General features: G+C 59.4%; 15 protein-coding genes. 7 read left to right on the top strand and 8 right to left on the bottom strand.

Translation table 11 applies throughout. The features are described from left to right. Nucleotides 1-30 precede the first annotated feature (30 nt). From M1D68_RS20925 to norR, 5 genes are all read right to left on the bottom strand, one after another. Nucleotides 31-1,002, bottom strand: coding sequence for a 2-hydroxyacid dehydrogenase (locus M1D68_RS20925; RefSeq protein WP_420765468.1), 972 nt, complete (start codon nt 1,000-1,002; stop codon nt 31-33). Nucleotides 1,003-1,203: 201 nt separating this feature from the next. Continuing rightward, on the bottom strand, nt 1,204-1,950 hold the full coding sequence (locus M1D68_RS20920; protein WP_457968175.1) for a YkgJ family cysteine cluster protein: 747 nt from the start codon (nt 1,948-1,950) through the stop codon (nt 1,204-1,206). A 76-nt stretch (nt 1,951-2,026) separates the two neighbouring features. Continuing rightward, nucleotides 2,027-2,353, bottom strand: coding sequence for a hypothetical protein (locus M1D68_RS20915; protein WP_420765466.1), 327 nt, complete (start codon nt 2,351-2,353; stop codon nt 2,027-2,029). 133 nt (nt 2,354-2,486) lie between these two features. Next, a complete protein-coding gene (locus tag M1D68_RS20910) occupies nt 2,487-3,389 on the bottom strand; it encodes a chemotaxis protein CheV (protein WP_420765465.1) in 903 nt (300 codons plus the stop codon). A gap of 134 nt (nt 3,390-3,523) precedes the next feature. Then, entirely contained in the window at nt 3,524-5,077 is a 1,554-nt protein-coding gene (gene norR / locus M1D68_RS20905; protein WP_434560569.1) for a nitric oxide reductase transcriptional regulator NorR, read from the bottom strand. Between the two features lie 151 nt (nt 5,078-5,228). Here norR and hmpA point away from each other — a divergent pair, with 151 nt between their 5' ends. From hmpA to cyoE, 7 genes are all read left to right on the top strand, one after another. Then, a complete protein-coding gene (hmpA, locus tag M1D68_RS20900; RefSeq protein WP_434560567.1) occupies nt 5,229-6,410 on the top strand; it encodes an NO-inducible flavohemoprotein in 1,182 nt (393 codons plus the stop codon). Nucleotides 6,411-6,685: 275 nt separating this feature from the next. Continuing rightward, the gene (locus M1D68_RS20895) at nt 6,686-7,195 is read left to right on the top strand and encodes a disulfide bond formation protein B (RefSeq protein WP_420765461.1); all 510 of its coding nucleotides are present in this window, start codon (nt 6,686-6,688) and stop codon (nt 7,193-7,195) included. 787 nt (nt 7,196-7,982) lie between these two features. Next, nucleotides 7,983-8,930: a ubiquinol oxidase subunit II gene (gene cyoA, locus M1D68_RS20890; protein WP_420765460.1), complete on the top strand. Its 948-nt coding sequence runs from the start codon at nt 7,983-7,985 to the stop codon at nt 8,928-8,930. A gap of 3 nt (nt 8,931-8,933) precedes the next feature. Further along, nucleotides 8,934-10,964 (top strand): cytochrome o ubiquinol oxidase subunit I, encoded by a 2,031-nt coding sequence (gene cyoB / locus M1D68_RS20885; RefSeq protein WP_420765459.1) that lies wholly within the window; start codon nt 8,934-8,936, stop codon nt 10,962-10,964. Between the two features lie 3 nt (nt 10,965-10,967). Then, the gene (locus M1D68_RS20880; RefSeq protein WP_039591598.1) at nt 10,968-11,594 is read left to right on the top strand and encodes a cytochrome o ubiquinol oxidase subunit III; all 627 of its coding nucleotides are present in this window, start codon (nt 10,968-10,970) and stop codon (nt 11,592-11,594) included. After that, nucleotides 11,595-11,930: a cytochrome o ubiquinol oxidase subunit IV gene (gene cyoD / locus M1D68_RS20875; protein ID WP_039591596.1), complete on the top strand. Its 336-nt coding sequence runs from the start codon at nt 11,595-11,597 to the stop codon at nt 11,928-11,930. A gap of 11 nt (nt 11,931-11,941) precedes the next feature. Then, nucleotides 11,942-12,829 (top strand): heme o synthase, encoded by an 888-nt coding sequence (gene cyoE / locus M1D68_RS20870; protein WP_434607686.1) that lies wholly within the window; start codon nt 11,942-11,944, stop codon nt 12,827-12,829. 191 nt (nt 12,830-13,020) lie between these two features. On the opposite strand, the gene M1D68_RS20865 is transcribed toward cyoE, so the two are convergent. The 3 genes from M1D68_RS20865 to M1D68_RS20855 form a co-directional block, all read right to left on the bottom strand. Next, a complete protein-coding gene (locus tag M1D68_RS20865) occupies nt 13,021-13,725 on the bottom strand; it encodes a hypothetical protein (protein ID WP_457968171.1) in 705 nt (234 codons plus the stop codon). Nucleotides 13,726-13,846: 121 nt separating this feature from the next. Further along, nucleotides 13,847-14,590 carry a DUF72 domain-containing protein gene (locus M1D68_RS20860; protein ID WP_457968169.1) on the bottom strand — a complete coding sequence of 248 codons (744 nt, stop codon included), beginning with the start codon at nt 14,588-14,590 and terminating at the stop codon, nt 13,847-13,849. 76 nt (nt 14,591-14,666) lie between these two features. Further along, a complete protein-coding gene (locus tag M1D68_RS20855; protein ID WP_434564149.1) occupies nt 14,667-15,680 on the bottom strand; it encodes a sensor domain-containing diguanylate cyclase in 1,014 nt (337 codons plus the stop codon). Nucleotides 15,681-15,738 lie beyond the last annotated feature (58 nt).

Here is a 15,738-nt window from a genome sequence, read left to right as displayed (position 1 = left end):
AGGCCCGCTGGGGCGGGCCTGGGAGTGTGTTTATTTCCAGACTTGCGGGTTGACCAGGTTCGCCGGTCGATCGCCCATCAAGGCGCTGCGCAAGTTTTCCACAGCGAGATTGGCCATGGCCTCGCGGGTTTCGTGAGTGGCCGAGCCGATATGGGGCAAAGTCACCGCATTCTTCAACTGGAACAGCGGCGAAGCGGCCAGTGGCTCTTTTTCATAGACATCCAGCCCGGCGCCGCGAATGCGGTTGTTCTGCAAGGCTTCGATCAACGCCGGCTCGTCCACCACGGGGCCCCGGGAGATGTTGACCAGGATAGCGCTCGGTTTCATCAGGGCCAGCTCGCGTTGGCCTATCAGGTGACGGGTCTTCTCGCTCAAGGGCACCACGAGGCAGACGAAGTCCGCTTCGGCCAGCAACTGGTCCAGGGAGCGGAATTGTGCGCCCAGCTGATTTTCCAGATCAACCTTGCGGCTGTTCCCGCTGTACAGGATTGGCATGTTGAAGCCCAGTCGACCACGCCGGGCGATGGCCGCGCCAATGTTGCCCATGCCGACGATGCCCAGAGTCTTGCCGTGCACGTCGCTGCCGAACAGCTGCGGCCCGACTGACGCCTGCCACTGTCCGGCCTTGGTCCAGGCGTCCAGTTCAGCGACGCGGCGGGCGCTGCTCATCAGCAGGGCGAAGGCCAGGTCGGCCGTGCTTTCAGTGAGCACGTCGGGGGTATTGGTGAGCATGATCCCGCGTTCGTTGAAATACGCCAGGTCATAATTGTCGTAACCCACCGACACGCTGGAAACCACTTCCAGTTTCGTCGCGTTCTGCAGTTGCTCGCGGCCAAGCTTGCGACCGACACCGATCAGTCCGTGGACGTGGGGCAGGGCTTCGTTGAACTGCGCGTTGATGTCGCCGTTCGATGGGTTGGGCACGATCACGTCGAAGTCCTGTCGCAGGCGCTCGATCATGGGAGGCGTGATACGGCTGAAGGCAAGTACGGTTTTTTTCATCGTGCAAGGCTCTCTGCATGGGATACCAAGCACGCTAACATTCTTGGCGCGGGTTAGGCGAGAGGCGGAGAGTAATCGCAGCAGCGCAAGTCCTTTATGGGGGCGAGCTTGCTCGCGATACGCGGTGCATCAGGCACCGAGAGCTTGGCAAAGATATCGCCATCGCAAGCAAGCTCGCTCCCACTGGTAGTCTCTACGAAATCAGGCGGCCCGCAGGGAAATGAAGGCGTAATTGACCGGTGCCTCGGTGACCACGCTTGCGCCACTGGCCGTGACCTGGCTGGCGATATCATCTCCCGACAAGTGGAACTGCCACTCGGCTTGCTGCTCCAGTGGCTGCAAACGGGCCTGGTCGATAGCGGCGGCAAAGGCCGCCATGTCCGGCAGATACGCGGTAAACCCGTCGCCTTTCAGCGCAGTGGTGTGGATGCCCAGGGACGCGCATATGCGCGCCTTGGTGCCGATTTCGTCACGATCGGCCTGGCGTGAACGAGCGATCAGCCCGGCCAGTTCCTGGTCAACCAGCTCCCCACCGATGATTAACTTCGGGCCCGTTTCCCACGACTCCGGCGGGCAATCCTTGGCGGCGGGATTGAGCGAGATATGCGGGTTGATTTCCATGGGATAGATACGACACACCAGGGGGCGGCGTTCGTAGATACGGCAAAGATTGTCGGCGTCCAGGTTATGGCAGGGGCCAGCGTTATAAGCGGCGAAGGTGATCGCCACCAGGGCTTCGCTCGTGCCACTGCGCACGACGGTGGAACGGCGTTCGGCATGTTCGCGTTGAGCCACCGGCAAGCCGAGGCCATTGGGCAGGAAGGCCTCGGCCAGGACGATCACCTGGCCGCCATCATTGGCCCACATCCGCGCCTCGTCGAGCGTCAGGGAGACGTGGTGACCGGTGCAGCATTTACCACACCCTACACAGGAAAACGTTGTGTTCATTGACTGACCGAATGGGGAAGGCTGGAAGGCGTCGGAAAAACGCCGGCTGAGCCCTGCGTAGCAAATTATGCGCCAGTCACCGGGCAGGACCGGCCGGACGGATCGAGTCCCATTCGGTCACGACCGCGGTCTTGGTTTTCTTGCGGTAAAGGCACAGCTCGGTGCCGGTGGCGCCGTTCATGTGTTTCTGAGGGTACTGGCCTTGCAGCAACAGCGCGGTGTAGCCGACCCGGTCGTCGAATTGAGCGGCGGTGCCGACCGGTTCGGCGTTCTTCAATCCACTGGCCTTGACGCAGCTGGCGAGCACTTTTTTGTCGTAGGCGGCCCAGGCATCGGAGCTCGATGCATGAACCTGCGAAGACACCGCGGCCAGGGCGAGAAGAATCAGGGTAGGGGCTTTCATCAGGAAAATCCTTGTACTGGGATGCCAAAACAGGAGTATGCCTGAGGTTGCAAGAGAGGGCTGTTATCGAGGCTGATCGCGGTCTCGTTGTGCCTAAAAGCGACAACGAAACCTGCGATCGGCGCCGGTGAAATCAACGACCTTGTTCGGCAACGGCCTTGGCCGCCGTGATCAGGCACTTGGTCAGTTCGGGCGAAGAGAACTTGGTGAGTACGCCGTTGGCGCCGGCCAGCCGGGCTTTTTCGCTGTTCATCGCGCTGTCGAGCGACGTGTGCAGCAGCACGTAGATATGCGCGAAATCGGGCGTTTCGCGCAGGGTCCGGGTGAGGGCGTAGCCATCCATCTCCGACATCTCGATATCCGAAACGATCAGGTTGATTTCCTGCGCGGTGCCTTGCAGTTCCAGCAGGCAGTCAATGGCTTCCTTGGCGCTGCGTGCGGTGTGGCATTGCAGGCCCAGGTTGCGCAGGGTATGCACCGATTGTTGCAGCGCGACCTGGCTGTCGTCGACCACCAGAATTCGAGCATCGCCGAGCACTTCGGCGTCTTCCATGCTCAGCTCGGTCGGCGCTGTCTCGATTTGCGCCGGGGCGATGCCGTGGATGACTTTTTCGATATCCAACACCTGCACCAAGGTGCCATCCACCGAGGTCACGCCGGTAATGAACGCCCGTACGCCGCCAGAGCCGTAGGGCGGTGGCTTGATGTCTGTCGTCAGGCAATGGACGATCTTGCTCACCGCCTGTACGTGCAGCCCTTGTTTGGAGCGGCTGACGTCCGTCACGATCAGACAGCCGCCGTCCGGGTCTTCGAGCGGCCGCTCGCCAATGGCACGGCTCAGGTCGATCACCGACAACGATGCCCCGCGCAGCGTGGCGATGCCTTTGACGTGCGGATGCGACTCCGGCAGCTTGGTCAGGGGCGGACAGGGAATGATTTCACTGACCTTGAGCAGGTTGATCGCCATCAGCTTGCCGCTGCGCAAGGTAAAGAGCAGAAGCGAAAGAGAATCTGCGCGGGCTTTGTTGGAGGACATAAAAACCTTCTGTTGAAAAGGTGGGGCGAGCGCGAACATCGCCAAGACAGCTTTTGATAACGGGTTATCGACGTGTTGAGGGCAGGCTTTAGGGCGAAAGCCATAGATGGCCGATTACCAGGGCGGGCGTGTCGCTACTTCAAGCCCAGCCGCTTCGCCATTCGTCCCAGATTGGCCCGGTCCAGGCCCAGCTCACGGGCCGCGCTGGCCCAGTTATGCTGATGGCGTTCCAGGCAGGCGTTGATCATCTGCCGCTGGTAGTTCTCCGTAGCCTGGCGTAAATCCCCTGTCACCGGCACCGTGCAAGTGGATGCCGGGCGGGCGGTAGGAAGGTCTTCCGGCGCGGCATGGGGCAAGTCAAGGTCATTGGCGCTCAAGCTGAGGATTTTCGGTCGTACCGGATGGTTGCCCAAAGCTTTCAACGCGCTGCGACCGATCAGGTGTTCCAGCTCGCGCACGTTGCCAGGCCAATCGTAGGCCAGGAGTGCGGCTTGGGCGTCGCTGGTCAAGCGCAGGCTGCCCAGGCCCATGCGTGAACGGTTCTGCTCGAGGAAAAAACCGGCAAGAAGCAGCACGTCGCGTCCGCGGTCGCGCAGCGCGGGCACCTGTAGCGGGTACACACTCAGTCGATGATAGAAATCGGCCCGGTAACGGCCGTTGCGCACTTCTTCGGCGAGGTCGCGATTGGTGGCCGCGATCAGACGCACGTCGACGCGGTGTTCCTTGTCCGAGCCCAGGCGCTGCAACTGCCCACTTTGCAGGACGCGCAATAATTTTGCCTGGACAGTCAAGGACAGCTCGCCCACCTCATCGAGGAACAACGTGCCGCCATCGGCCAGTTCGAACTTGCCCCGACGGTCGTTGGTGGCACCGGTGAAAGCACCGCGTACATGGCCAAACAGCTCGCTCTCCACCAAGGTATCCGGAAGGGCGGCGCAATTGAGGCTGATCATCGGCTGGTCGGCACGGTTGGAGGCGGCGTGAATGGCTTGGGCGACCAATTCCTTGCCGACCCCGGTTTCGCCGGTGATCAGCACCGTCAGGTCGCTGCCACCCACGAGCTTGATTTCCTCCACCAGGCGTTTGTGGGCCTTGCTTTGGCCGACCATGTCGCGATGCTGCTGGCCGCTCGCCTGACGATAGACCTCGGCGCGGTGATGCTCGTCTTCAGCCTTCAAGGCCAGCCGCTCGATACGTTCGGCAGCGCTGACCGTGGCCGCGGCGAGGCTGGCGAAGGCTTGCAAGGCGCTCAGGTCGATAGGCTCAAAGCGTTCCGGGTCCAGCGAGTCCAGCGTCAGCAAGCCCCAGGGCTGCTCATCGACGAACAGCGGGCAACCCATGCAGTCATGCACTTCCAGATGCTCGTCCAAGCCTTCGACCAGCCCATCGTAAGGGTCGGGCAGGTCGCTGTCGGTTGCAAAGCGAGTGGGTAGCGGATTGCCTAGCAATGCCTCGAAGCGGGGGTGTTCGCTGATGCGGAACCGGCGCCCCAGCGTATCGGTACTCAAGCCATCCACCGCCAGCGGCACGAGGCAATCCCCATCCAGGCGCAACAGCGCGGCGGCATCGCACGGCAGCAGGGCGCGCAGGGCGCCGAGCAAGCGGCGGTAGCGCTCGCCCTCCGGCAGCTCGCGGGAGAGGTCTGCCACCAGTGGCAGCAGTGACGTTAGCAGGGAGGTCGCGGTCATAATGACTCCATCTGGTCGTAATGACTATAAACGCTGCCGTGTCTTTATGACTATGTTGTTTTCAACTTACTGAAAAACAAGAATAAATTTTCTGGCATGGAATGTGATAAGCAAGATATCAGTTATCTATGTCACGTGAGGGGTTTTACCCATGCTGAGTCAAGAACAGCGCGCCATCATTCGTTCCACCGTTCCGTTGCTCGAGAGCGGCGGGGAAGCGCTCATCACTCATTTCTACCGCATGATGTTGTCCGAATATCCACAAGTGCGCCCACTGTTCAATCAGGCTCACCAAGCCAGCGGCGACCAGCCTCGGGCGCTGGCCAATGGCGTGCTGATGTACGCCCGGCATATCGATCAGCTCGACCAACTGGGCGACCTGGTGGCGAAAATCGTCAATAAGCATGTCGCCTTGCAGATTCAACCCGAGCATTACCCGATTGTCGGCGCCTGCCTGCTGCGGGCGATTGCCGAGGTGCTGGGCGAAGAAATCGCCACGCCTGAAGTGATTTCGGCATGGGGCGCCGCCTATAACCAATTGGCCGATATCCTGATCGGTGCCGAAGCAGGCCTGTATGACCAGAAGGCCGCGGCACCGGGTGGCTGGCGCGGTGAGCGGGCGTTTATCCTGGTCGACAAGGTACAGGAGAGCGCGGAAATCACTTCGTTCTACTTCGAGCCGGCAGACAAGGGGCCCATCCTGCAAGCGGAGCCAGGCCAGTACATCGGCATGAAGCTGCTCCTGGATGGCGAGGAAGTACGCCGCAACTATTCCTTGTCGGCGCTTGCTGACAATGGCCGGTACCGCATCAGCGTCAAGCGCGAGGCGGGTGGCCGGGTGTCCAACTACCTGCACGACCATTTCCCGGTCGGCAGCGGCATTCAGCTGTTTCCGCCGTCCGGAGACTTCTACCTCACCGACAGCGACAAGCCTTTGGTGCTGATCAGCGGGGGCGTTGGCATCACTCCGACCCTGGCGATGTTGCAGGCGGCATTGCAAACCGAACGCCCGGTGCATTTCATCCATTGCGCGCGCAACGGCCGTGTACATGCCTTCCGCGACTGGATCGACGACCTGGCCGGGCGGCATCCGCAACTCAAGCGCTTCTATTGCTACGACGAGCATGACGGCACGAGCCCTGCGGCTGACAAGGTGGGGCTGTTGAGCCAGGATCAACTGGCGCAATGGCTGCCGGAACAGCGTGACCTGGACGTCTATTTCCTTGGACCGAAAGGTTTCATGGCGGCGATCAAGCGCCATCTCAAGGCCTTGGGCGTGCCGGCGGAGCAAAGCCGCTACGAGTTCTTCGGGCCGGCGGCGGCTTTGGAATAGCCTTTATCGCGAGCAAGCTCGCTCCCATAGGGAATTTGTGGCGCGCACAAAATTGTGTCGCCGCGATGAACATTGTGGGAGCGAGCCTGCTCGCGATAGCGGTAGCTCTGCCGACGCGCCATTGGAATTAATCCGCGCTTAACCCCCTTCCTGTTTATTCCCTCGATGCTGCCGGCTGCCGCTCGTTCACTATCTGCGTGTAGACTTCGGCCATCCGACAACGCGCCGAGCACAGTCATGCGGCGCGTCGATCCATGCAGATGAAGGGAAACGCAATGAGTGAACAAATGATGCGCCTGGGCCGTGAGCGGCGCTACCTGGTGTTGCTGGGGGTGATCTGCCTCGCACTGATCGGCGGCGCGCTGTATATGCAGGTCGTGCTGGGTGAGGCGCCATGCCCACTATGCATCCTGCAGCGCTATGCGTTGTTGCTGATCGCCCTCTTTGCCTTCATCGGTGCGGCCATGCGCACCCGCCGCAGCCTGACGATTTTCGAAGGGTTGGTCGTGCTGTGTGCGTTGGCCGGCGCGGGCGTGGCGGGGCATCACGTCTACACGCAGTTCTTTCCGGCGGTCAGTTGTGGCGTCGACGTCTTGCAGCCGATTGTCGATGACCTGCCACTGGCGAAGATCTTCCCGCTGGGTTTTCAGGTTGATGGTTTCTGCTCCACGCCGTATCCCCCTGTCCTGGGATTGTCGCTGGCGCAGTGGGCGTTGGTGGCATTCGTGTTGACCGCCGTGCTGGTGCCCTTGCTGGTGTCCCGTAATCGCAAAGCCCTACGCTAGAGTCGATCTGCACAGACGCCCCGGTTTTTTTTACCAAGACCCGGGGCGTTTTTCATTTCGGCGCCGTCTGGGACCCGCCTTGATCCGAAGCAGGAATGCCCTGCGACGATGTGCGACACGTTGTCACACATCGTGCCTCTGCGTTCCTTTAAAGCGGTGAATTGACGCTGCAACCTGTAACAAAAAACGGCCTGTTATCCTCCCCGACCGCAATATTGTCATCTTCCAAGCAGGCATTTTTAACAGCGAAGCGCCGTGACGCCTAGGCCCCGTAAAACGGGCGCTGACGGGTCATGCAAGCCCGGCGAAAACGTACGCAGCTGTCTAAATCGGGCGTAGTAGCCTTACGTTTTTTGGGGTTCTTGTTGAGAATGTATTTCGATAACATGCTGGCCCGTTGCAATATCGGCGATAGATTGTTGCCGGATCGGATAAAAATTATTTCGGGTTAAGACATGGTCTCCAACGCCGCAGCTCACTACAATCGCCCGCACCGATTTTCCGACCCGGCTCAGGCTTGAGCACGAGAGTGGTCGAAGGGCGCCAGCGCCCCATGCGACCCCAGGTGTCGGTGCCTCCAACTACCCGCACCAAATGGAATTGGGCTTGAGAACTAGGCCTTTGACCAACGAATAAGAACTCACTGCTGGCCCGGGATGTGTCGAACAGCCGCTGACGTTCGACGGGCAGCCCTTATTCAATCCAAGAAAATGCCAACCCTTGGCAGGGTGAAGTGTTGGCGATCAAAACCCAACTGCATTGCGCAAGCTGCTTTAGAGGTCGTGAGATGAGTAAAAACAGGTACCCCCGATTACTAGGCTTGTTGCCGCTGCTCGGCACGTTGCTGCTGGGAGGCTGCAACATGACCCTGCTCGATCCCAAGGGCCAGGTCGGCCTGGATGAACGAAACCTGATCATCACCGCCACGCTGCTGATGTTGCTGGTCGTTGTGCCGGTTATCGTCATGACGTTCTTGTTCGCCTGGAAATACCGCGCGTCCAACACCAGTGCCACCTACACCCCGAAATGGTCCCACTCGACCAAGATCGAAGTCGCGGTGTGGACCATTCCGGTATTGATCATCATTGCCCTGGGTTACATCACCTACAAGTCGACCCACGCACTGGACCCGTACCGTCCGCTGGATTCCGACGTCAAGCCAATCACCATTGAAGTGGTCTCGATGGACTGGAAGTGGCTGTTCATCTATCCGGAACAAGGTATCGCCACGGTCAACAAGATCGTGTTCCCGGCCCACACGCCGATCAACTTCAAGGTCACCTCCGACACCGTGATGAACTCGTTCTTCATCCCGGGCCTGGGCGGCCAGATCTACGCGATGGCCGGCATGCAGACCAAGCTGCACCTGATCGCCAACCAGAACACCGAACTTGAAGGTATCTCCGCCAACTACAGCGGCGCGGGTTTCACCGGCATGAAGTTCAAGGCGACCGCCACCACCCAGGAAGAATTCGACGCCTGGGTAAACGAAGTGAAGAAGGCACCTAAACAGCTTGAAAAAGCTGAATACGAAGCCCTTTCCAAGCCGAGCCAGAACAACCCAGTCGAACTCTACTCGTCGGTCACGCCGAACCTGTTCCAGACCATCATCGATAAGTATGAAGGGATGAATCCGGGCAAGCCGATGCATCACGAGAAGAAAGAGAAGGAAGTGGCCCACAACATGGAAGGGATGGACATGAGCTCGCATTCAGCTGCCGGGGCAGAGGAGTAAACGATGTTTGGTAAATTAAGTTGGGAAGCGATACCGTTCCACGAGCCGATTGTCATGGTGACCCTCGCCATCATCGGGCTCGGTGGCCTGGCGCTGTTTGCGGGTATCACTTATTTCAAGAAGTGGACGTACCTGTGGACTGAATGGTTGACCTCGGTCGACCACAAGAAGATCGGCGTGATGTACATCATCGTCGCCATGGTCATGTTGCTGCGCGGTTTTGCCGACGCGATCATGATGCGTACCCAGTTGGCCATGGCCACCGAGGGCTCGCCCGGCTACCTGCCGCCTGAACACTATGACCAGATCTTCACCGCCCACGGTGTGATCATGATCATTTTCATGGCGATGCCATTCTTCACCGGCCTGATGAACCTCGCAGTGCCGCTGCAGATCGGCGCCCGTGACGTTGCCTATCCGTTCCTGAACTCCTTGAGCTTCTGGCTGCTGGTTTCCGGCGTCGTGCTGATCAACGTTTCCCTGGGTGTCGGCGAATTCGCCAAGACCGGTTGGGTTGCCTATCCGCCGTTGTCGGGGCTGCAATACAGTCCGGGCGTGGGGGTGGACTACTACATCTGGGCGCTACAGCTATCCGGGTTGGGGACAACGCTGACAGGGGTCAACTTCCTGGCCACCGTGCTGAAGATGCGTACCCCTGGCATGAAGCTGATGGACATGCCGATCTTCACCTGGACCTGCACCTGGGCCAACGTGCTGATCGTCGCTTCGTTCCCGATCCTCACCGCTACACTGGCTCTGCTGACGCTTGACCGCTACATGGATTTCCACATTTTCACCAATGAACTGGGTGGAAATCCGATGATGTACGTCAACCTGTTCTGGGCTTGGGGTCACCCTGAGGTGTACATCCTGATCCTGCCGGCGTTCGGTATCTTCTCCGAAGTTATCTCGACCTTCTCCGGCAAGAAACTGTTTGGCCACCACTCGATGATCTACGCTTCGGGCGCGATCTCGGTACTGGGCTTCATGGTCTGGCTGCACCACTTCTTCACCATGGGTTCGGGTGCAAGCGTCAACGCCTTCTTCGGCCTGGCGACTATGCTGATCTCGATCCCGACGGGTGTGAAGCTGTTCAACTGGCTGTTCACCATCTACCAGGGCCGCCTGCGTTTCACCAGCCATGTGCTGTGGACTCTGGGCTTCATGGTGACCTTCGCCATCGGCGGTATGACCGGCGTACTGCTGGCCATTCCGGGTGCTGACTTTGTGCTGCACAACAGCCTGTTCGTGATCGCGCACTTCCATAACGTGATCATCGGCGGCGCCGTGTTCGGCTACATCGCGGGCTTTGCGTTCTATTTCCCGAAAGCGTTCGGCTTCAAGCTGCACGAAGGCTGGGGCAAGGCAGCGTTCTGGTTCTGGATCTCGGGCTTCTTCGTCGCGTTCATGCCGCTCTATGCACTGGGCTTCATGGGCATGACCCGTCGCCTGAACGCCACCACCAACCCTGAGTGGGTGCCGTACCTGTACGTCGCCATGTTCGGCGCGGTGATGATTGCCGTGGGTATCGCCTGCCAACTGATCCAGTTGTACGTCAGCGTGCGTGACCGCAAGAAGCCGGAAAACATGTGCGAACACGGTGACCCGTGGAATGCCCATACCCTGGAATGGTCGACTTCTTCGCCACCGCCGTTCTACAACTTTGCCGTGCTGCCGAAAGCGGACGTCATCGACCCGTTCACCGAAGCCAAGGAAAACGGCACCGCGTACCAGGCTCCGGCCAAGTACTCGCCGATCCACATGCCCAACAACACCGCCACCGGTGTGGTCATGGGCGGGCTGTTGACCGTGTTCGGTTTCGCGATGATCTGGCACATCTGGTGGCTGGCCATCGCCAGCCTGGTCGGCACCGTGGTGTATTTCGCCATCCATGCCGCCCGTGACGATCAGGGCTACATGGTGCCGGTGGATGTCATCGAACGCATCGAAGCCGAGCAGCACAAGCGTCTGGTCGCGGCCGGGAAAGTCCCTGCCACCGCCACCCGTGTTGAAACCTCGTTGGAACAGGCTTAAACCATGTCGAACTTAGTGACCAATGTTGGACACGCCCATGGTCATGACCATGGGCACGATGACCATCACCACGACTCGGGCGAGATGACCGTATTCGGTTTCTGGCTCTACCTGATGACCGACTGCATTCTGTTTGCGTCGATCTTCGCGGTGTACGCGGTGCTGGTTAACAACGTCGCCGGTGGCCCGTCGGGCCACGACATCTTCGAACTGCCTTATGTACTGGGCGAAACCGCGCTGCTGCTGTTCAGTTCGATCACCTACGGCTTCGCCATGCTGGCGTTGTACAAGGGCAAGAAAACCCAGGTCCTGGGCTGGTTGGCGATGACCTTCCTGCTGGGCGCCGGCTTTATCGCCATGGAGATCAATGAGTTCCATATCCTGATCGCCGAAGGCTACGGCCCGAGCCGCAGCGGTTTCCTGTCCGGGTTCTTCACCCTGGTCGGCACCCACGGTCTGCACGTGACCAGCGGTCTGATCTGGATGGCGATCATGATGTACCAGGTCCAGAAAAACGGCCTGACCGCCACCAACAAGACGCGCCTGAGCTGCCTGAGCCTGTTCTGGCACTTCCTGGACGTGGTGTGGATCTGCGTATTCACCGTTGTTTATCTGATGGGGACCCTGTAAATGGCTAACGCTCATTCCCATGATGGCCACGACGCCGGCCACGGCAGCGTCAAGTCCTACGCCATCGGTTTCATCCTGTCGGTGATCCTGACCGTCATTCCGTTCGGCCTGGTGATGTACCCATCGCTGCCCAAGAGCCTGACGCTTTGGATCATTCTGATCTTCGCCGTGGTCCAAGTATTGGTCCACCTGGTGTACTTCCTGCACCTGGACCGTTCGGCCGCCCAGCGTAACAACGTGATTGCGTTTGTCTTCGCTGCGCTGGTGATCGTACTGCTGGTCGGCTTGTCGCTGTGGATCATGTTCAGCATCCACACCAACATGATGGCGCACTGAGGAAAGTCCGGATGTCACTGAAGCACTTTATCCAAATCACCAAGCCGGGGATCATTTTCGGTAACGTGCTTTCTGTGGCGGGCGGGTTTTTCCTGGCCTCGAAGGGGCATGTCGATCTGGCCATCTTCCTGGCGGCGATGATCGGCACTTCCCTGGTGGTGGCGTCCGGTTGCGTGTTCAACAACTGCATCGACCGTGACATCGACATCAAGATGGAACGCACCAAGAACCGGGCGCTGGTCCAAGGCCTGATTCCGGTGCAACTGGCCCTGGCGTTTGCCACGGTGCTGGGTGTGGCCGGCGTGGCGCTGCTGTACTGGGTCGCCAACCCGCTGGCGGCGTTATTCGCGGTGATCGGCTTTGTCATCTACGTCGGCCTCTACAGCCTGTACCTCAAGCGCAAGTCGGTTCACGGCACGCTGGTGGGCAGTCTGTCGGGGGCGATGCCGCCGGTGATCGGTTATGTCGCGGTCAGCAACAGCTTCGACATGGCGGCGGTGACGCTGCTGGTGATGTTCAGCCTGTGGCAGATGCCGCATTCCTATGCCATCGCGATCTTCCGCTTCAATGATTACCTGGCGGCCTCGATTCCGGTATTGCCGGTCAAGCGCGGTATCCAGGTGGCCAAGAAACACATCCTGCTCTACATCCTGGCCTTCCTCGTGGCGACCTTGATGCTGACCTTCAGCGGCTACGCCGGCATGAGCTACCTCGCCGTCGCCGCTGCCATGGGCATGTACTGGCTGTACATGGCCTGGACCGGCTACAAGGCGGTGGATGACACGGTCTGGGCACGCAAGCTGTTCGTGTTCTCGATCTTCACCATCACTGCCCTGAGCGTGATGATGTCCCTGGATTTCAAGGTGCCGAGTGAGTTGTTGCTGACTTACGCGCCTTAAGCGACAGAGGCAGTAAAAAAAGCCCCGCCTTCGAGAGAAGTGCGGGGCTTTTTCTTGGGTGTTACTTGGGACTTCTGTGGGAGCGAGCCTGCTCGCGAATGCGCCCGTTCAGCCAACATCACCTCAAATGATCCACCACATTCGCGAGCAGGCTCGCTCCCACAAGGGACTCGACTCGACGCGGGCTTATTTTATTGCTGGGCGATGCTGTAGCCGTCGAATGCCTTTTGCTGTTGCAGGGCGGTGACGATGCTTTTGCGGGTGACCGGTTGTTCGGTGCCGTCATTGTCCAGGAAGGTCTCGCTTTCCAGTTCGGCTTCGTCGCCTTCACCAACAAAGCTGAAACCCAGGAACTCGAAGGCCTCGCGGTCGACGTTCGGCTTGGAGCGCGGGGTGCGCAGGGGCAGGGTGACGCTGATGCCGTCCTTGCTGATGACGAACACCTCGGCTTCCTTCTTGGGCCGCGAGGCCTTGCCTTTGCTACCGCTTGGGTTGCTGATCGCCTGGTGGGTCTGGTTCAGCACTTTCAAGGCCAGGCCGTAGACCAGTTCCTGGAAATCCACATCATCCTTGTAGCTGGAGAGAATGCGGCTGATGGGGAAGCGGCTGCTCAGGTCTTCCAAAGCAGCAAAATCCGCAGCTTCGGCGTCCTTGAGTTGCTTGAGCTGGCCCATCAGTTCGTAGGCCTTGTCGTCATCGAACGCGTCGTGAGCCTGGCGGATGGCGGTGCGCAGTTCGCGGATCTGGTCGCTTTCGCGGTTCGATTGGAACGCATCCAGGACCATCTCGCTGATGGTTTTGGCCTGGGGCAGATGCTGTGAAAGATTGATGGAGTTTTCGTATTCCGCTTTGGACGACAGGGTGATTACGGATTCAGCGGTATTGGAATCGGACATTGAAATTTCACTACTTCTGTTAGCGGGATATGGCGAGAAAGGGGTTGAGCTTTTTTCCGGCCGCCTAATCTATTGGACGCGGGCGGTGTTGTCACGGTCGGACCGGTCGCCGGTACGCATTTCATCCGCGCAACAGCGCCATCAACCGCAACGCGTCCGGGGTCGCTGCGCCGCTGGCCGTGTTATCGAATATGCACCAGGTCGGTGTGTCCGGGGCGGCTTTCAAGGCTTGGGCGATTTGCTTGAGCCGGACATCATCGTAAGGGGTGTAATAAATCTTCGGCGAGCCGTGCATACGGTAATAACGAATGCCGGGCCACCCCGCCGGTTGGTCGCCCCCCGGCAGCGGCGAGGGATCGGCGGCCACGCGACCGATTCGCTGGGTCTGCAACATCGCCATGGCGGGTGGTGCGAGCCAGCTCGGGTGTCGAGGTTCAAGCACCGCATCGCCTTGGTAACGATCACGCAAAACCTTGAAGAAGGTCTCGGCCTGGGCGTCGTCAAAGGCCAGCGAAGGTGGCAGTTGAATCAGCAGGCAGCCGAGTTTTTCCCCCAGTTGCGAGCACTGCCCGAGGAATTCTTCCACAAGCCCCTCGCAATCGACCAAGCGTCGTTCGTGAGTGATCTGCTTTGGCATTTTCACCGAGAAGCGAAATTCTGCGGCCACGCTGTCCGCCCATTTTGCATACGTGGCGGGGCGGTGCGGGCGATAGAACGAACTGTTGATCTCCACGGCTGGAAAGCGTGCGCTGTAGCGCTGCAGATGGGTGCCTTCATCGGGAAAGGACGGCCATTGCGCCCTGGGCAATGACCAGCCCGCGCAGCCCAGGAAAAGGATTGAAGAGCGTGAGAGTCGAGTTGCCAATGCGGGAGGCCTGATTGCGGGGACAAAGCTATGACCGCAACAAACGCCTCATGGATTCATTCTTCGCAAGCAGAGGTCAGTCGCATATCACGTTCTTGCCGGCCATCTTCGAGCGATACAGCGCCTGGTCCGCCCGATCCATCAATACCTCTTGGGTTTCGTCTTCGATCCGCTGCACCACACCAAAACTCATGGTGATCTGGAAATCCCCTACCGGGAGCAGGTCGGACAGGCCGCGGCGTATGGTTTCGGCCATCAAGACCGCATCGGCCAAGGATGTATTTGGCAAAATCATGATGAATTCATCGCCACCCCAACGCACCAACAGGTCGCTGTCGCGCTCACAACGCTTGACCGCCTGCACCACTTGCACCAGCGCCGCATCACCGAATGCATGGCCGTATCGATCGTTGATGTCCTTGAAATCGTCGATGTCCATGGCGATCAGCGACAACGGTTCGCGAAAGCGCTGGGCGCGTTCGCAAGCCTGAGGCAGCGTCTGCTCCAGGCGATACCGATTAGCGACCAGGGTCAATGCGTCGGTTTCGGCGAGCCTGCGGTTTTCGTCGAGTTGGATCTGCAATTGATGGTTGACCCGCGACAACTCACGGGTGCGCTCTTCGATGACCGCTTCCAGGGATTTGTTGCGCCGTTCAAGTTGCTCGAACAGACGCTTCTTGTCGTCGATGCTGCGATGGGCGCCGATCATTCGGGCCACGCTGCCGTCGGGGTTGCGAGCGATGACGTAGCCGCGGTCTTCGATCCAGATATACGAGCCGTCATGCGTGCGACAGCGGTATTCGGCTTGGTATTTTGCCGAGCGTTGTTGAAGGTAGTCATCGAACAGTGACATCACCTGGGGGTAATCCTGCGGATGGATCACGCTCTCCCAAGTCAACACGGTGTTGCTCAGCGAATGAGGCGAGTAGCCGAGCATGGTGTACCAACCGGGGTTGCGATAAACGAACCCGGTATTGGCGTTCCAGTCCCAGATGCCATCGCTGACCAGTTCCATGATGGTGTGCAGCACGCTTTCGTCCAGATCGGACAAATCGAACCGCAGCAAATCGATCTTCGAGGCGTCGTCCATCATTGTTCCCTCAATCAGCCCTGATATCAAAATGCTCTCCGAGGGTGAAGAGTAGCCG

It is taken from the genome of Pseudomonas sp. R4-84 (assembly GCF_054130985.1).
This window is presented reverse-complemented; position numbering and strand designations above follow the sequence as displayed.